General features: G+C 64.4%; 12 protein-coding genes. 2 read left to right on the forward strand and 10 right to left on the reverse strand.

The features are described 5' to 3' along the window. Positions 1 to 16: 16 nt before the first annotated feature. From DVU_RS00845 to modA, 5 genes are all read right to left on the reverse strand, one after another. Positions 17 to 1,018 (reverse strand): 4Fe-4S dicluster domain-containing protein, encoded by a 1,002-nt coding sequence (locus DVU_RS00845; RefSeq protein ID WP_010937483.1) that lies wholly within the window; start codon positions 1,016 to 1,018, stop codon positions 17 to 19. 9 nt (positions 1,019 to 1,027) lie between these two features. Continuing rightward, positions 1,028 to 3,229, reverse strand: a complete 2,202-nt coding sequence (locus tag DVU_RS00850; RefSeq protein WP_010937484.1) for a thiosulfate reductase — start codon at positions 3,227 to 3,229, stop codon at positions 1,028 to 1,030. Positions 3,230 to 3,790: 561 nt separating this feature from the next. Next, complete coding sequence (locus tag DVU_RS00855) at positions 3,791 to 5,422, reverse strand: FmdE family protein (protein ID WP_010937486.1); 1,632 nt, start codon at positions 5,420 to 5,422, stop codon at positions 3,791 to 3,793. A gap of 255 nt (positions 5,423 to 5,677) precedes the next feature. Continuing rightward, on the reverse strand, positions 5,678 to 6,577 hold the full coding sequence (locus DVU_RS00860) for a glycerophosphodiester phosphodiesterase (protein ID WP_010937487.1): 900 nt from the start codon (positions 6,575 to 6,577) through the stop codon (positions 5,678 to 5,680). A gap of 149 nt (positions 6,578 to 6,726) precedes the next feature. Then, positions 6,727 to 7,536 carry a molybdate ABC transporter substrate-binding protein gene (gene modA, locus DVU_RS00865; protein WP_010937488.1) on the reverse strand — a complete coding sequence of 270 codons (810 nt, stop codon included), beginning with the start codon at positions 7,534 to 7,536 and terminating at the stop codon, positions 6,727 to 6,729. 204 nt (positions 7,537 to 7,740) lie between these two features. Between modA and DVU_RS00870 the strand changes: the two genes are divergently transcribed. After that, positions 7,741 to 9,138 carry a TOBE domain-containing protein gene (locus DVU_RS00870; RefSeq protein WP_010937489.1) on the forward strand — a complete coding sequence of 466 codons (1,398 nt, stop codon included), beginning with the start codon at positions 7,741 to 7,743 and terminating at the stop codon, positions 9,136 to 9,138. On the opposite strand, the gene DVU_RS00875 is transcribed toward DVU_RS00870, so the two are convergent. From DVU_RS00875 to DVU_RS00890, 4 genes are all read right to left on the reverse strand, one after another. Continuing rightward, positions 9,125 to 9,886, reverse strand: coding sequence for an ATP-binding cassette domain-containing protein (locus tag DVU_RS00875; RefSeq protein ID WP_010937490.1), 762 nt, complete (start codon positions 9,884 to 9,886; stop codon positions 9,125 to 9,127). The genes DVU_RS00870 and DVU_RS00875 overlap by 14 nt on opposite strands. Further along, the gene (modB, locus tag DVU_RS00880) at positions 9,883 to 10,584 is read right to left on the reverse strand and encodes a molybdate ABC transporter permease subunit (RefSeq protein ID WP_010937491.1); all 702 of its coding nucleotides are present in this window, start codon (positions 10,582 to 10,584) and stop codon (positions 9,883 to 9,885) included. Before modB ends, DVU_RS00875 begins: the two co-directional genes overlap by 4 nt. Before the next feature lie 364 nt (positions 10,585 to 10,948). Then, the gene (locus DVU_RS00885) at positions 10,949 to 11,872 is read right to left on the reverse strand and encodes a radical SAM/SPASM domain-containing protein (protein WP_010937492.1); all 924 of its coding nucleotides are present in this window, start codon (positions 11,870 to 11,872) and stop codon (positions 10,949 to 10,951) included. 167 nt (positions 11,873 to 12,039) lie between these two features. Next, positions 12,040 to 13,809 (reverse strand): methyl-accepting chemotaxis protein, encoded by a 1,770-nt coding sequence (locus tag DVU_RS00890; protein ID WP_010937493.1) that lies wholly within the window; start codon positions 13,807 to 13,809, stop codon positions 12,040 to 12,042. 744 nt (positions 13,810 to 14,553) lie between these two features. Between DVU_RS00890 and DVU_RS00895 the strand changes: the two genes are divergently transcribed. Next, complete coding sequence (locus DVU_RS00895; protein ID WP_010937496.1) at positions 14,554 to 15,333, forward strand: DUF169 domain-containing protein; 780 nt, start codon at positions 14,554 to 14,556, stop codon at positions 15,331 to 15,333. Between the two features lie 421 nt (positions 15,334 to 15,754). On the opposite strand, the gene DVU_RS00900 is transcribed toward DVU_RS00895, so the two are convergent. Beyond that, on the reverse strand, positions 15,755 to 16,882 hold the full coding sequence (locus DVU_RS00900) for a GGDEF domain-containing protein (protein WP_014524198.1): 1,128 nt from the start codon (positions 16,880 to 16,882) through the stop codon (positions 15,755 to 15,757). Positions 16,883 to 17,255: the final 373 nt, after the last annotated feature.

Genomic DNA, 17,255 nt, shown 5'->3' on the forward strand with positions numbered 1-17,255 from the left:
TGGTCTATGGGCAGGATCAGGCCTGCCGGCTGAAGGCGGCCACCGCATCGCGGACGGCGTCGGGGCCTGCTGGGCAGGCTTCGTGCACGACAAGGCGCACCCCGGCATCCGCACAGGCCCGGGCGAGGTCGGCGAGGCCCGTGGCGGGGATTTTGCCGTCCTCATGGCTGGCGCACATCGTCGGGGGGCAGGCGAAGACGAGAAGGGCCTTCAGTCCTGCGGCAAGGAACTTCGGAAGCGACTTGGCGGCAAAGCGACGGGCGCAGCGCACCTTGCGCAGCATGGTCTGTGGCGGCAGGGGCACGTCACCGAGGTCGGGGCGCAGGCGGGCGTCCGAAAGGGCCATGCCCTGCGGGATGCAACCTGCCTCGTACGGCGTTGGCAGGGCGTCGTCGAGGGCCTGACACAGCACTACGAGGGTCTGCACCTCTCCTGCGGCGATGGCCTTCTCCACATCACCGAGGCGCGGCTGCCGCTGACCTTTCGGGGCGGGGGGCATGGAGGCAGGCACCGGGCGCGCCGCCACCTTGCGCACGGCGTCGATGCCGGTACAGGGCAGGGATGCGCCCACCTCTGCGGAAACCAGTTCAAGGGCGTGTGTGGTGCAGGCGGTGACGCAGGCGGGTCGCAGCCCGGCGTCGAGACGGTCGCGGCACAGGTCGCATTTGACGGCCTTTTCGGTGACGGGGTTCCATTGCGGTACGCGCCACGGGCAGGCGGTGATGCACGCCTTGCAGCCGACGCACGTGTCCGCGTCGATGGCGACGATGCCGTCGCTTTCGCGCTTGGCGATGGCCCCTGTGGGGCAAACGGGAACGCACCACGGTTCGTCGCACTGGAAGCAGGGCATGAACATGGTGCGGATGTCGGGCCTGCCGTCCACGTCGTGCGGTCCGGAGGCGATGTGCATGCCCAGACGCGCCCCGACGGGGACGTTGTTGGCGACCTTGCAATGCACCTCGCACGCCTTGCAGCTGATGCAGCGGTCCTGGTCGGTGACGATACAGTATCTGCTCATGATGTCCTCCTACCTGACCCCTGCTTTGCGGACAGTGACGAAGTGCTCTTGCAGCGAGACGCAGCCGCCCGACTTGTCATACACCGAGAGGCCCCCCGGCATGAGGTCCTGGTCGGCCACGCCGCGTCCGTAGGCACGCGACTCCACGGGCAGGCGGTGGCCGAAGCCGTGAATCATGAACAGTGCCTCGGGATGGACGTAGGGGGTGACCGTGACAGGCATGATCCCCGCACTGCCGCGTGCAGAGAAGACCTCTACGAGGTCGCCGCAGGCGATGCCCAGCGCGGCGGCGCGTGTGGGGTGCATCCATGCGGTGTTCTCGGGCATCTGCTCATGCAGCAGCGGGTTGTTGACGGTGTGCCCCTGCGTGTGCAGGGCGCATCGCCCGAAGGCGACCCTGAAGCCGTCTTGCGGCGGATGCGCCGGAGAGACGTACGGGGGCAGCGTGTCCAGCCCCGCCTTGGCCCATTTGCCGCTGACCATTTCAATCTTGCCGCTGGGCGTGGGGAAGGTGAACCCTTCGATGTCGCGGTAGAGGGGCTTGTCGGCAAGTTCGACGAACCCTTTGGCGTCGAAGTCGGCGATGGAGACCCCGGTGCCGTCAAGCTGGTAGTTCCACATGTCCTCGATGGAGTCGAAGGCCAGTGCGTCGATGCCCAGTCTGCGCGAAAGGCCGCTGATGATCTCCCACTCGGCCCTTGAGTCGGCCACGGGTTGCATCGCCCGCTTGCGGACGAAGAACTGCGGCTTGAGTCCGCCCTTGTGGGCGACGACGGACTCGCGCGAGAGGTAGGTGGACAGGGGCAGCACCACGTCGGCGAACCATGCGGTGTCAGACCACGAGAAGGTGACGCTCACCAGCAGGTCGAGGTGGTCGAGTTTGCGGCGCAGGGTATCCGGGTCTGGCATGGCCATGAGCGGGTCGTGCCGGTAGCAGATGTAGGCCTTCACCGGGTACGGGTCGCCGCTTTCGATGGCGTCGTAGGCGAAGTTGACGATGCCGGGCCCCGCATCGAACTGCGTGTGCCGCCAGCCCACGCCATCGGCGCGCTTCTCGTCGGGTTTGGGCAGCAGGTCGACGAACTTCTTCAGCCCCTTGCGCCCCACGTCCTTGGCCGTGTTGGCCAGCGGCAGGCCACCCTTCGCACCGATGGCGCCCATCAGTGCGTTGATGATGTAGGCCGTGCGCGACACCATGAACGAATCGTTGTAGCGGGCGGTCATCCAGCCCGGGTGCCAGACGACGTGCGGTGCCGCCTCCGCCAGCTTGCGGGCGAAGTCCGTGATGGCAGCCGCGGCGATGCCGGTCTCGCCTTCGGCCCATGCGGGGGTGTAGGGGGCGACGAAGGTGCTGAGGGCGTCGAATCCGTCGACATGTCGCTCGACATAGGCCGCGTCGTACAGCTTCTCACCGATGAGCACGTTGATGACGGCGAGGTTGAAGGCGTAGTCCGTGCCGGGGCGTACCATGAAGAAATCGTGGGCCTTGCTGGACGAGACCGTTGCCCTGATGTCGATGACGCTGAGTCGGCACCCGTTGCCGAGGGCGTCGAGGACGGCGTTGGCCTCACCCACGTTGATGGCTTCGAGGATGTTGCGGGTCTGGAGTACGATGTGCTTGCAGTTGCGGAAGTCGTACACGACCTCCTTGCGGCCCATGCCGGTGACGGAACGGCAGGCGTGCTGCACGTTGCGGGCGCACGAGGCGTCGTGGTTGCAGTAGTTGGGCGACCCGAGACCGCGCACGAAGGCCTGATGCAGGTCCATGAACGGGCCCCCGCGGTCTGACCACAGGATGCTGCGGCCCCCGTGTTCGGCGGTGACGATCTTCAGGCGGCTGGCGATATGGTCGAGGGCCTCGTCCCATGAGGCTTCGCGCCACTTGCCCTCACCGCGCGCACCGACCCGGATGAGGGGGCGCAGCGGGCGTTCGGGGTCGTTCTCCAGCGCGATGCCGGCCGCCCCGCGGGCACAGAGTGCGCCCTTGAGGGCCGAGTGCGGGTTGCCCTGTATCCAGCGGGCCTTGCCATCCTCAACATCGACCATGATGGGACAGCGTACGCTGCACATGCCGCATACGCTGTACACGCTACGTCTTTCTGCCATCCTCTCCTCCGCGGTGTGCCCGACATCGTGCCGGGAGTGGTCGCACGGGGCGTGGTGGCCCGATGCGTGTCGCAGGACATCATCATGTGGTGCGTAGCACCACATAGCCCCGACCCTTGTGTCCCGCAAGATTCCATGCGGTTGCGAAATGCGTCACATCCTGCACAAGAAAGTGTCCTACATGAGACATGTTATTGTAAGGTGATTGTTCTTATGCGTACAAACCCCGTTCGTTTCTTGTCATCCTCCACTGGAGGCCCTGTAGACTGAGGTGCCGGAGGGCGCGTGGTGCGTCGTCCCATCAGGACGCGGGTGCGTCGTACCATCAGGACGCGTCGGACGTTCTGCCCTCAGCCACATGGTACCACGCATCGCCGTGGTGGGGATGATAATCGGAAAAAGGGGAGGCAGTGCTGTGCGGCAGCACGGGCGGGACATCCTGCCCGTCCCGGATGCGGGCGGCGTTCATGTCAGCCACTGCGGGCGACAGGGGTAGATGGCGGTGCATGTCGGCCATGCGGACTGCCATCGTCCCGGACAGGGAGACCGGGTGCGGGGGCGGGCTGGGGTGCCCTGTGCCGGGTCGCTGTGCGGGCGCAAGATAAGATGTGGCGGCGAAATCCGGCCCGCGGGAGTGCCCCGCAGGCCGGACGGAAGATGGTGTGGTTAACCCCGGCCGAAGGGACACTTGGGGAAGCTGCATGAACGGCATTCCATGCACAGCCCACCATGTCCCATCCGCGCAAGGTCGAGACGGGTCACGGAAAGCCCGGCGAGAAGCCGCGGCAGCAGCAGGTCGAGGGCCGTGGTCTTGAAGAAGAGGGCGCACGCCGGTACGCCGATGACCTGCGCCCCGCCGATGCGCCCGATGAGGGTCATGGTGCCGGGCAGCACGGGTACGCCATGCAGCATCTCGGTCAGTCCGGCGTCGAGAAGGCCCTTGCGTGTCATGTCGTCGGGGTCGACGGAAAGTCCCGCCGTGGTGACGATGAGGTCGGCGCCTGCTGCCAGAAGGTCATGCACGCCACGCGTGATGAGGGGTGCGTCGTCGGGTGCGATGACCGTCCCTGCCATGTCACAGCCCAGCTGGTTGGCCTTCTGCGTGATGATGGGGGCGAACTTGTCTTCGATGATGCCTCTGAACACCTCCGTACCCGTGACGAGAACCCCGACCTTCGCCTTGCGCATGGGGGCAACGCTGAAGAGGGGGCCGCCTTCAAGCAACGTGGTCGCCTTGGCGAGGTTCAGCGTGGAGAGATAGAGGGGGATGGCGCGTGTGCCTGCCACGCGCGTGCCCGCAAGCACCACACCGTGCGTGTGACGGGTGGCGCACATGACATCGGGCACGAGGTTGAACTGTTCCAGACGGCGCGTATCCACCACGAGCACACCGTCACGGGTGGCGCGGAAGTTGATCTTGCCTTCGCGTACGGGGCCTTCGGGTTCGATGCCGTCACCGGGCATGAGTTCGCCGAAGGCGCGGGCTGCCTCGTCCTCATGCACCCACCCTTGCATGTCGCCGGTCTCTTCGCGGACGTATACCCGGTTGCGTCCCATCATCTGCAAGCGGCATACGTCGCCCGCCCCAAGCTCCTGTCCTGCCACGAACTCGGCCCCTTTGCTCTCTCCGGGCACGATGCGCGTCATGTCATGCAGGGCGTGCTTGCCCACGGCCTCTTCGACGGGCACGGCCCTGAGTTCGGGCTGTCCGGGGAAGGAGAGGCCGGGGCCCACCTCGTAGGGCGACTCACCCTGACACGAACGACAGATGCCCCCGAATGCGGAGGGGTGGTACTCGCCGCACAGCGGACATGCCACGATGGTGCCGCCCTTGCCGCCGTGGCCCAGCGCATCGGGTCGGATGGTGACGGGGCGCAGGGTCAGCAGGTCGAAGGCCGCCTCGCGAATCTCCTGCTGCAGGCGTTCCGTATCCTGTTCACGCTTGGGTTTGAGCTTGAGGAACCATGCCTTGATTTCAGGGAATCGCTCAAGTTTCTGGCTGTCGATGTGCACTCGCACGCCCACACCGGTGTGCTTGTCGAAAAGGGAGAGGGCGTAGAGGCCGAAGTTGCGGATGCGCAGCCAGCCGTTGCCGATGGTGCAGGGCGTGAGCATCTGCACGGCGTCGGGCAGGCATTGGCCCGTCTCGCTGATGGCGTCGAAGAGGATGCCTTCGGGAAGGGCGCGTCGCGCCATCTCCACCATGTAGCCGCCGATGATGAGGCCGGGTGCGGGATAGCCGTGGAACTTGCGGGCCTCTTCCATGAAGGCGTCGTGCGTGTACGGGCCGATGAGCATGGAACCTCCGGGCGTGATTGTGGCGTGCGTGAGGGGCGACCGTGTGGTCGCGTGACGGTTTGCCATAGCAGAAGGCGGACAGGTTTGTCGCCCCCTGTCATGTTGGTGCAAGAACAAGGGCATATGCGTTGCGCTACGAGTGGACGCAGGTGCTTCCGGGACTGCTGGCGGTGTCGTTTGGGGCTGTCCGTTTATGCGCGAGGTGTGCTGCCGGAGGAGACGTGACAGGCACGGCGGCAGGCTGCCGGAGGATGTCTACGGGGCGGGCGGGAACGGACGCAAGGGCGTGTCGGTGCGCAGGCGCTGGGCCCGCAAGGCTGCGAGGCATTCGCCCGGGATGTCGGTGATGATGCCGGATACGCCCATGCGGGTGAGGCGCGCCACCTCGCGCAGGCTGTTCACCGTCCACACGTTGACGTGAAGTCCGGCGGCGATGCAGGCACCAAGCGCGTGGTCATCCATGAGGGTGCTGCGGGGGTGCAGGGCCACGGCCCCGGCCTCGTGGCACAGGGCGAGAGGCGCGTTGTCGCCGATGGATTCGATGAGAAGTGCCGTGGGGATGTGCGGCCTCTTGCGATGGGCTTCCCGCATGTAGTCGTGCCGGAAGGAGGAGAGCAGGACCGATGCCGCCATGGCGTGGTCATCCACCAGTGAGAGCACTTCGTCCACGACCGTCGCATCACCGGGTGTGCCCGCAAGGTCCTTGATTTCGACGTTCACCCGCCAGCGCAGGGAACGCGTCAACGCCAGTGCTTCAGCCAGCGTGGGGACAGGTTCACCCTTGTACGCGCGGCACATGCCGGGGCCCACTTCACCGAGGGCTATCCGACCGAAGGGGTCGCCTTCCACGAACCACGACCCGGCATCAAGGCCTCGTAACTCATCCAGGGTGAGTTCATGCACGGGCCATGGGGCGCGTCCGGCAAGGGCCGGGTGGAGTCTTGCGTCGGTGGTGCGGGCGCAGGTGTCGTCGTGCATGACGACCAGAACCCCGTCGCGTGTGCGGCAGACATCGAGTTCCCACAGGTCGGCACCGTGGTTGTGGGCGAGGCGGGCCGCCGCAAGGGTGTTCTCGGGGGCGTGCGCCCGTGCACCACGGTGGGCGATGACCAGCGGGCGTTGCCCGGAAGATGAGAAGAACGGGTTCGGCGTCATGGCTTCGGTGTGTTCTGGTGCGGGTCTGCCATCGGGTCTGCATTGTGACCGGAAGGTTACACTGCCAGATACAGGCCTTTGCGTCGAGTCCCGTGAGCGCGGGTGGGGGGAGTGCCGTACGGCACTCCCCGTTGACTTGCGAGTCGGGCCTAGGGCTTGCCGAATCCGTAGCGGGCGAGCACGGCCTGCCCTTCGGGGGAGAGGACGAATGCGACGAAGCGCTTCGCGGTCTCCGCGTCACGTGCGGCGGTGGCCACGGCGATGGGATAGCTGACCGGCTTGTGCCCGGTCATGGTGGCGGCGACGCGAACCTTGTCGCGGGCGATGGCGGCATCGGTGGCGTAGACGAAACCGGCGTCCACCTCTCCTCGGGCCACATAGTCGAGTGCCTGACGGACGCTTTCAGCCACGATGAGCTTGGGTGTGAGGGTCTCCCACAGCCCGGCGGCAGTGAGGGCGGCCCTCGCATAGCGCCCGGCCGGCACGGAGTCGGGGTTGCCCACGGCGATATGGCGCACCTCGGCGGCCTTGAGGTCGGAGGCTGCGGCAATCTTGAGCGTCGAGGCTGCGGGCACGATGAGCACGAGGCCGTTGGTGGCGAAGTCCTTGCGCGTGGCCTTGTCCACCAGTCCGCCTGCTGCGGCCTTGTCCATGGTCTCCTGGTCGGCGGAGGCGAACACGTCCACGGGGGCGCCTTCCTGCATCTGGCGCAGTAGCGGGTTGGAGGCGGCGAAGTTGGTCGTCACCGTGTCGCCGGTCTTCTTCTCGAACAGCGTCTTGAGTTCGGTGAAGGCGTTGGTGAGGCTTGCCGCCGCCGAGACCGTGATGTTCCCGGCAAGCGCATCACCGGTGCGAATGCCCAGAAGCGCGGCCACAAGGAAGAGCACAAGGGCACCTCTGTGCAGTGCTTTGCAGAGTGTGAAGCGGCGGAGGAAGGCGAAGCGTGATGACATGGACATGGGGCCTCCTTGCGGATGCGGGTGGATGATGCATGACCGGAAGCGTGGATACTCCTCTCCCGATTATGGCAGCGTTAGCCCTGCGTATCGCACCCGGCAACCCGGTCACCCTCATGGTGACGAACGTGACCGCATTCACGCACGGCTGGACTTGGGGCAGGAGTGGAGGCATCGTACCCTCATACTTGAGCAACCGGAGACCCCATGAAAGACGTCGCAGTCTCGGATGATGAGGTGGCCCGTGCCCGGCAGGAGGCCGATGGTGCCCCGCGAAAGCAGGCGCAGGTGGCCGCGGCGGATGGCGTAGCGCCCGGACACCCTGGCCTCACCGTTGCAGGGCGGCATGGCGCGGCGACAGGCGGGGCGCTCGCCTTCGAGGTGCCCGATGACGTGCGCTATCTCACTGCGGAGCAACTGGAACGCCTCACGTCATCGTTCCGCGCGTGGTACGGGGCCGCCTCCAACGCAACGCAACGGCGCGCACGAGGCAGACTCTGGCTGGCCTTTCTGCTGTTCCGTTTCGGGGCGTTGCGTCTGGGGGAGGTGCTTGGCATCGACGACGAGGCCGACGTGGACAGGGGGCACGCGCTTCTGCATGTACGGGGCGTCCAGCCGCGAGACGTGCCGCTGCCTGAACCGGTCATGGCAGAGGTGCTGCGGGTGCTCGACGACCCCATGATGTTCTCCCTGCGCGGACAGGTGCTGCGGCTCGACCCCGGCTATCTGCGCCGCAGGTTCTATGAGCGTTCGGGGGGCTGCGGCATCCCCCGCGACCATCTCTCGCCTCGTGTCCTGCGGCATTCGCGAGCCATCGAACTCCTGCGGGGCGGTGTGCCCCTCAAGGTGGTGCAGCAGGTGCTCGGGCACCAGTCGGTGAGCCTTGCAGGCAACCTCCTGCGCTTCTCCGAGGACGACGCACGGCGCATCCTGCGCAACTATCTGCGCAAGGAGTCGCGGGTGAGGACGAGTGCGCGCAACGCCTTCACGGGGCGGGTCGTCTCGGTACGGCGCAGCGGCTTTCTGGTAGAGGTGGAGACGCTCACCCCTTCAGGCTTGCGGGTCGTGTCCATCATCACCGAAGAGAGTCGGCACAGCCTCGACATCGCACCGGGGGCTCTCGTCACGGCCACGGTGAAGGCCCCGTGGGTGATGCTGGCCCCGGCAGGGACGGGGGCGACGGGGCCGGGCCAGCCTTTTATGGGCCAGACCGGCACGGACGCGTCAGCAGACCAGCCGACTGTGGCCCCGCCGGTGGTGGCACAGGCTGCCACTCCCGCAGCGTGCCGCGAAGACGAATCCCGCGAGACACCGTGCCTTGCGGCGGCATGTCAGGCGGGGGCGGATGCCACCCGTGGCGAAGACGCTGCCGGTATGGACGTCGTGAAGGGCGGCGGGTGTTCTCTCGTGCGCAACCGCTATGCCGGAGTGGTGGCGCGGGTGCATGACGGAGGCGTAGCGGCCGAGGTGGTCGTCGACCTGCCCGAGGGGACGACCTTGTGCGCGCTTGTCAGCGGGGCGTGCGTGCGTGAACTCGCCCTCGCCGAGGGTGTGCCCGTGACAGTGCTGTTCAAGGCGTTCTCGGTCATTCTCAACGTGGTATGACCGCGCCCTCCAGCAGAAGCCCCTCCAGCATCTCCACCGTGGAGGGCATTCCGCTTCGCGCGGTGGCGAAGTCCAGCGGCGGCAGGGTGCGCCCTTCGGCATAGACGACCAGTGTCTGGGCGAAGGCGTCCACATCGTCGGGGTCGTGGGTGATGATGAGGGCGGGCACGCCGCACCGTTCGAGCAGTGACCCGAATTCATCACGCATGCGGCGGCGCAGCAGCGGGTCGAGTGCCGAGAAGGGCTCGTCCAGCAGCAGCACCGAGGGGGATGTGGCCAAGGCCCTTGCCAGTGCCACGCGCTGCCGTTGCCCCCCGGAGATGTCGGCCGGGTACCTGTCTGCCACGTGTCCGATTTCGAAGAAGTTCAGAAGTTCATCCACCCGCTGGCGTCCCTCACGCCCCAGCCTCCATGGGCCGCGTTCCATGCCGAACCCCACGTTGCGACGTACCGTCAGATGCGGGAACAGGGCGTAGTCCTGGAACATGTAACCGACATTGCGGCGGCGGGGCGGGATGTCCACGCGGGGACTTCCGTCGGCCTGTGCGTTGAAGAGCGTTCTGCCGTCGATGGTGATGACGCCCTCATCGGGCCGCGCGAGGCCCGCCACGCAATGCAATGTCAGCGTCTTGCCCGAACCGGAATGCCCGAAGAGCACCACCCGGCGCGCGTTCGAGGTGAAGTCGGCCCGCAGCGTGAACGGACGCCCGCACCCCGCCAGTTTTCTGGAAATGCGCACCTCGATCATGACCACATCCTCCTGCCGCAGTGCGCAAGCCTCTCGGCCAGCAGAAGCACGCTCATGCATAGCACCGACGTGACAGCCACCAGCAGGGTGGCCTGTGCGTCGTTGCCCGACTGGAAGGCGTCGTAGATGGCAAGGGCGAGGGTCTGTGTCCTGCCCGGCAGGTTGCCAGCCAGCATGAGCGTCGCGCCGAATTCGCCCATGCCCCGCGCGAACGCCAGCATGGTGCCCGCGAAGATGCCACGCCATGCCAAGGGCAGCGACACCCGCACGAAGACCTTCCACTCGGACGCCCCCAATGTCCGTGCGGCACGCTCAAGCGAATGGTCGACCGATTCGAGGGCGGCGCGCGCCGCCTTGTAGATGAGCGGAAAGACCACCACCGTGGCGGCGACCACGGCCCCCTGCCACGAGAACATGAGGTTGATGCCCGCCTCCGCAAGCCATGGCCCCATGAGGCCGCGGCGTCCCACCAGCAGGATGAGGTAGTAGCCGAGTACCGTGGGCGGCAGCACCAGCGGCAGGGCGCACAGGGCGTCGATGATGCCCCGTCCCCTGAAAGGGCCGCGGGCCACGAACCATGCCGCCCCCACCCCGGCGAAGAACGAGAAGAAGGTCGCAAGGCCCGCCACCCGCAGGGTGAGCATGACGGGGGCGGCGAGACTGACGCCGGAGGGGAGAATCGGGGCGAGGTCTGACATGGGTCTTCCCGGTTATGGTGTCATGTGGATGCGTGGCGTACGCCCCTTGCCCGTCGTCCCATGGGGAGTGCCTGTGTGGCGGTGGTGCGTTGGGCGGGCGTCAGCCTCAGCCGCCCCGTTGTCCCGGTTTGCGCCCGCGGGCACGGGAGCATGTGCGACTATGCGGAGAGTGGCGGTGCCGGGGCAACATGGTCACGGAATGTTGCCGGGTGGTGACCGGAAAGGGGCATGCGCGGGGAGAGGCTGCCCTCTTCATGCGGGGGCTTCCGACTCTCGCATCGGAGGCCGACGATTTCGACTAAACAGAAAACGCCGCCCCGTTTCGGGGGCGGCGTTCATGTGTAACCGTATCGTGCAGGTCAGGTCAGGACGAACACTTGGCGCAGATGCCAAGACGTGAATAGTCGCCCCGTACGTAGTCGCGGATGAGGTCGGTGAAGTAGCGGGAGTTCCAGACTTCCTTGATGGATGTCTCGGCCACGTTGCCCACCTTCACCGTCTGCTTCCAGTCGTGGCAGCAGATGATCATGTCGCCGTTCTCCACGATGTACGCCTGCTTGAGGAAGAGGTCGCAGTTGCGTTTGAGCTTCGGCTTCGATGCCTTGAAGGTCAGCGAGTCCGCCCCGGCGCGGTTGTCCATGGCGTGCACCTTGAAGACGATGTCGCGCTCCTTCCAGTACTTGCGGGCGTAGTCGAGCTCGGGTTTGACGATGTTCGTCTCCACCGTGGTGACGATGACCTTGGGGTTCTTCGCCCCCAGTCTGCGCTTGGTGGCGAGAAACGTATCGATGTTGGTCAGTGTGCGGTCGAGGTCGAGGTCCATGCTGGTGCGGTAGGTTTCAGGCGAATAGCCGTTCACACTGATCCACAGATGGGTGAGTCCCGCCCTGATGAGCGCCTCGCCCGTCTCTTCGGTGAGCAGGGCGGCGTTGGTGTTGATCTTGCTCTTGGTGAAGAAGGGCATCTTGTCATGGATGTAGCGCAGCATCTCGGGCATCCGCTTGTCCATGAGGGGTTCGTTGGTCAGGTAGGGGCTGACGCGACCGACGAAGTGGCGGGCACATTCGTCGACGATCTTGCGGAAGAGGGCGTCGTCCATCCTGCCGTGCGGGATGTCCTTCGGGCTATGCTTGTGGGGGCAGAAGATGCACTTCGCATTGCAGGTCGAAAGGGTCTGGAACTCGATCGTCCGTGGGAATGACGGGCGAAAGCGTTTGCCTGTGGTCGCCCACGTCCATACCTTCTTGAGGTAGCTGTCGCCCTCTGCGGGCATATAATACCGTGCCATGTGCATCCTCCGTGGGCAATTCGGGGAAGTCCCCGTTCACGGGGGAGGTTTCGCAGATTCGGCCACATATGGCAATGGCACAGCCGAAGGTGATGGCGCCTGCCCCACTGCCGGGGAATGGCCCGAGAGGGGGCACGCCGGAACCGGTGTGGCGTGCCCCCCGACCCCTAGGCTTCGCGTGCGTTCATGCGGGAGATGAGTCCTTCAAGATTCTGTGCCTGCGATGCCAGTTCTGTCACTGCAATCGACGACTGGCGCATGGCTTCGGCCGTCTCGGACGAAATGCGGTTGATGTCCTCAACGGAGTGGGCAATCTCGTCACTGGCTGCGGACTGCTGCGACGAGGCCGTGGCGATGCCCGAGACCTCTCCCGTGGCGGCCTGTACCGCCGCGACGATGCGGTTGAGCGCCTCGCCGGATGCGCGCACCTTGTGGGAAAGCGTCCCGATGCGCCCCACCACATCGTCCGCCGCATGGATGCTCAGTTCGGTCCCGGTCTGAATGCCCTTGATGGCAGCCCCTACCTCATGGGTGGCATGCATGGTCTTCTCCGCCAGTTTGCGCACCTCGTCGGCGACGACGGCAAAGCCCCTCCCCGCCTCGCCTGCGCGGGCAGCTTCGATGGCGGCATTGAGTGCCAGCAGGTTCGTCTGGTCGGCGATGTCGGAGATGACGGTCATGATGCGCCCGATGGCCATGGCCTGCTGTTCGAGGCCCGCCATGTCCTCCTTGAGTTCACCCGCCTTTGCGGATGTTCCGGACATGGCCGCCACGACCTCGTTCACGATGTCTGCGCCTTGTTCGGCCTCTTTGCGTGCCTGATTGGCATGTTGCGCCGCATCTTCGGCGTTGCGCGCCACTTCAAGCACGGTGGCGTTCATCTCTTCGATGGCCGTGGCGGTCTCGGCGACCCGTCTTGCCTGTTCCTCTGCACCGCGGCTTGATTGCTCGACCTGTGCGGCCAGTTCTTCCGAAGAACTGGAAAGCCGCTCCATGACGGTCTGCAAGTCTGCCACAGCCTGTGCCAGTTTGCGGCTTTGGGCCTCGGCTTCGGCCCGTGCCGCGTCGGCGGCCTCGGACGCATGCTGCGCCGCCTCGGCCTCTTTCGCGGCTTCGGCTGATTTTTCCGTGGCATCCTGCATGGATGCCATGATGGTCCCCACCATGGCGCGCACCGCTTGAAGCAGGTCTTGCAATTCGCCGCCATAGAGATGGTCGTTATGGGTCTTATGGTCGTAGTCGCCAGCTGCCACGGCGCGGGCCGTGGCCGTGAGGTCGCGTACCGGGCGTGATATGGCGCGGGTGGTGACGCTGGCTGCTGCTGCGCACAGGAGGACGGCAACAGCTATCAGGATGGTGCCCGTTCTGCGTTCCTGTGTCACAAGGGTGGTACAGGCGAGCATCGCACTGCTGGCGGCGGCTGCATTCTCTGTCTGCACCGTGTCAGCCGCGGTCGCCACGGCATTGTAGACCGGGCGCAACGTTTCCTTTTCGAAGGTGTGCGCGGCTTCGTACATGCCATCACGCGTGAGACTCATGAGCTTCGTGCTCAGCCTCGTGTATTCGTCGTAACTCTTCGTAAGCTCGTCCCATGCCGCACGCTCCTTGTCGGTGCTGATGTCCGGCAGGTTCTCATAGGCGGTCATGGCCTTTTGAATGGCCTTGCGACTCGATTCGATGAGCCTCTCCCCTTCCGCCAGTGCCTCCGGGGCTTCCGCCGCGAGATAGCGCAGTTGTCGGACGCGCATGCGGGCGAGGTTCCCCTGCATGTCGCCAATGGCTGTCATGCTGGGCAGGTAGATGGTGCCAACGGAGTGTGCGGCGGTGTCGATGCGCGAAAAGGCGAGAAGGGTCATGCCGCCGAAGCCCATGAGGGTGATAAGGGCAACGCAGAATCCCGCCATGATGCGCTGGCCGATGGTCATGCGTCTGAACACGTGAAGCTCCTTGCGAGCAGGGCTGCTCGTGCTGATGGTGGCCCCCGCCCCCCTCTGTCATGCCTTTCGTGTCTCGTGCCCTACTCAATAGGCTCGGCGCACCCCCTTCACAATGGGGGGCAACCCTCATGGCGTGGCATGTAAAATGCTGTATTCACACATCGTTTCTGGCGCGGGATGTTCTGGTGCCCACAGGGGGTAATGTGGTGAAATCATGGCTGATTGCAATGCCGTACAAACGTTGGCGAGAGGCGGCGGGCTTGGTCTGTAATCTGCTGCCACGCCTATGCGTTATGGTCGAGGTGGCATGGAAGGAAGCCCTGCTGCTGAACGCGTCGGCAAACACAAGTCTGACAGGCAGGATAAGAGGTGATGTTCCCGGATATGTGGGCATTACCTATGGGGGAATCCCTACCTCGCCGGTTGGAGTGGCATACAGATTCCTTCATGCGGGTAATGATGGAGATCGTTGTGGTTTAAGCTTCTATTTAAGTGGCTTATGTGGAGTGTTTATTAGTTTTGAGTCATTGTTCACAAAATCACAATAACATTACAAAAAAACATGCCAAAGCCGTGTCTGCTTGTGCAGAATATGCGATTTTTCACATGGAGGACAAACCTTGTCAGGGCGTGACGTGACTGCTAGAGGCGGTCGCCGTGCCTTCCGGCCTTCGGTATGGGTGGCACATCCGTTTGTCGTAACGCGGGGCAGCCCCGCATCATACCTCGCCCGAAGGAGAAGCCATGTCGCTGAGCTACAAGGAAATGCACCAGACCCTTATGGAAGAACTGCGCCTCTACCATTACCCTGTTGCGGTGAAGTTCTTCTTCGATGATGAAGAACTTGCCACATTCAAGGAAAAGGCCGAGTTCTACGTTCCTGTGAAGCCCATGACCTTCTGCCAGTGGGAACTGGCTGCCCGCATGAAGGGGCAGACCGTGCTGGCGACCCGTGAAGACCTCGGCTGCTCCAACGCGCTCGTGTCCTTCGGCTGGAAGGACATCGACGACAACGAAATCAAGAGCCACATGAAGTACGTGCGCTCCATCGAGCAGGCCGAGAAGTTCGTGCGCTCCAAGCCCCGTCTCGACATGGGCTCGGTGAAGGCCATCGCCGTAGGCCCGCTGGGCGATGCCATCGTCGCTCCTTCGGTGGTGCATTTCTACTGTGACAACATGCAGTCGTACCACCTTGCCGTGGACTACATGGCTGCCATGGACCAGCACCCCCTGCGCACCAACGTGACCATGAACTCCTCCGCATGCGGCGGCACGGTGTTCTCGTTCCTCGAAAAGACCGCCAACATGCTTCCTGCCTGTTCGGGCAGCTACAACGCAGGCAAGACCGAGCGTGGCGAAATCAACTTCATGATCCCCGGTGAGCATATCGAAGCCACTGTGGAACGCCTGCTTGAGCGGAAGCGCAACCTCGGTTCCAGCGCCATCACCCGCCCCGGCGACGGTTTCCCCGGTGCCGATGTGTGCAAGAACTGCCCGCTCATCATCTTCAAGAAGGAAAAGTAGACGCGCCGGGTGTGGCCCGGTCTCCGCGTGGCCATGCGCGGGGTGTCTGCATCGTCAAGCCCGCCGGACTGCCGTCCGGCGGGCTTTTCATATGGCTTCTGCACGTTGCCGGGGAGCGGCTATGACAGAACTCTGCCGACATGCGCTGTGGCAAAAAGTGCTCCCTATACCTCTCCGGAGGGTGCAACGAGGGGCGGTGCCCGCCCTTGGGCATAGTGATTCTGGGGGGGAGGCGTGTGTTTCTGCACCGTGCCAGCGAATGTTCGCGTGGGCTCTGGAACCATCGCCCGGCGCTGACAGGCAGCCGAAAAGGCTTTTCTGGTCGTGAGACGTTGCTCGCTGAAGCCTCTGCGACGCCATGGACAAGACGGGGAAGGCAGGGCAGCGGGATGGCGATGTCCGCGGCGTGCTGTGCGGGACGTCACGCCTTGCGGTATTTGTTTCTCTTGCGCTCGTACATGAGATTGTCGCAGCGCTTGAGCAGGTCGTCGAGGTGCTCCCCTTCGCGGGAACAGGCCAGGCCGTAGCTGAACGCGACACGGTAGGGCATGGCGTTATGCTGCGCAAGACGCTCTTCGACGTTGCAAAGCTTCTCGTAGATGGCCGCAGGGTCGTCAGAGAATTCCAAGACCGCGAACTCGTCACCGCCAAGGCGCATCAGGCGCGTCTTCCGGTCGAAGACGAGACGCATCGTGGCGGCGAGGGTCCGAATGGCGTCATCCCCGGCGTGGTGTCCATAGCGGTCGTTGATGGCCTTGAGTCCGTCCATGTCGATCATGGCGACGCACAGCCGAAGGGGATTCATGGTGCGGGCCACGTGGATGGCGTTGCGGAAGGCAGTCCGGTTATCGAGACGTGTGAGTTCGTCGGTCTCCGCGTTGCACACCATCACCCCCACAAAGAGGATGACGGTAGAGATTGCCCAACTGCTCCAGATGGTCAGGATGGTGGCGTGCACCAACTGGATGGCGCCTATGAGCATCGGGAGCGCGGCGGTGACCGCCAGCAGTATGGTCTCTTCCCTTTTGAGTTCCCTGAACTGTCTGAAGATGAAGAACACTGTGAGCATCTGCCCGCAGTAGAAGGCCAAGGGGGAGAGCGCGAACCATGGTCCGCGAGAATACCTGTTGTCAGGAGCTATTTCGAACAGGATGCCGCCGTTGAAGCTCAACAGTGACAGGATGATGTTACAGATGACGGGGAATGCGCCGATAGCAATTGCCCAGCCCTGCATTGCGGTGCCCGTCCATCGGTGGACGAAGAACCAGAGCAGCAGCCCCGGAACGGGGACAAGCGCGAAGCCGAGGCTATTGACCAGTCTGGCCCAGGGAACCAGCCAGTCATGGGCGGCGACCTCGGGATTGAAACGGCTATCGATTGCGACACTTGTCACTTCAAGGGCGAGAAGTCCCATGATGACGATGATGATGGCTACCAGAAGCCCATGTCCGGCCCTGCACCTGTCCAGTTTGAAGTAGGCCACCAGCAGCGTGAGCAGCAGCATGAGGCACATGAAAAGATCGATCTGGGTGGTGGTCAGGAGATCCATCGGAGAGACGTACCTTCATGCCGGAGGGCGGGCGATGGGCAGGCTTGCGAGGAATCCCGCACGGCCCTTGGTGACCGCGTGCAAGACGGGAGAAGAGGCGTGACGGCAGCCTCGTCGCGGAGAGGCAGTAGAACCTTTGACGTCTGCCTCGTCAAGGGATGATGCATTGTTCACTACAGGCGGTGCAGTGCCATTGCTGGACGGTTCACGCTGCACTCCTGTGCTTGGTGTAGCACTGTGTGGTCGTATGCGGTGTGGTTGTGTGCTCCTGAAGGCGGCTTGTCCCCGCGAGCGAAGTCTCTCCCCGTGGTTTTCTTCTGAAGTGAGCGCTGAAAGGCCAAGGCCTTCGTCACGTGGGCCTCAGGCGCCTGTG

Source organism: Nitratidesulfovibrio vulgaris str. Hildenborough (genome assembly GCF_000195755.1).
Classification (GTDB): Bacteria; Desulfobacterota; Desulfovibrionia; order Desulfovibrionales; family Desulfovibrionaceae; genus Nitratidesulfovibrio; species Nitratidesulfovibrio vulgaris.

Bases quoted from the DNA above. Each gene is read 5' to 3' on its own strand.
- DVU_RS00870 (WP_010937489.1), top strand. From the start codon at position 7,741: ATGAAAGACGTCGCAGTCTCGGATGATGAGGTGGCCCGTGCCCGGCAG.
- DVU_RS00850 (WP_010937484.1), bottom strand. From the start codon at position 3,229: ATGTGGTGCTACGCACCACATGATGATGTCCTGCGACACGCATCGGGC.
- DVU_RS00855 (WP_010937486.1), bottom strand. From the start codon at position 5,422: ATGCTCATCGGCCCGTACACGCACGACGCCTTCATGGAAGAGGCCCGC.
- DVU_RS00875 (WP_010937490.1), bottom strand. From the start codon at position 9,886: ATGATCGAGGTGCGCATTTCCAGAAAACTGGCGGGGTGCGGGCGTCCG.
- modA (WP_010937488.1), bottom strand. From the start codon at position 7,536: ATGTCCATGTCATCACGCTTCGCCTTCCTCCGCCGCTTCACACTCTGC.
- modB (WP_010937491.1), bottom strand. From the start codon at position 10,584: ATGTCAGACCTCGCCCCGATTCTCCCCTCCGGCGTCAGTCTCGCCGCC.
- DVU_RS00885 (WP_010937492.1), bottom strand. From the start codon at position 11,872: ATGGCACGGTATTATATGCCCGCAGAGGGCGACAGCTACCTCAAGAAG.
- DVU_RS00895 (WP_010937496.1), top strand. From the start codon at position 14,554: ATGTCGCTGAGCTACAAGGAAATGCACCAGACCCTTATGGAAGAACTG.
- DVU_RS00900 (WP_014524198.1), bottom strand. From the start codon at position 16,882: ATGGATCTCCTGACCACCACCCAGATCGATCTTTTCATGTGCCTCATG.
- DVU_RS00860 (WP_010937487.1), bottom strand. From the start codon at position 6,577: ATGACGCCGAACCCGTTCTTCTCATCTTCCGGGCAACGCCCGCTGGTC.
- DVU_RS00845 (WP_010937483.1), bottom strand. From the start codon at position 1,018: ATGAGCAGATACTGTATCGTCACCGACCAGGACCGCTGCATCAGCTGC.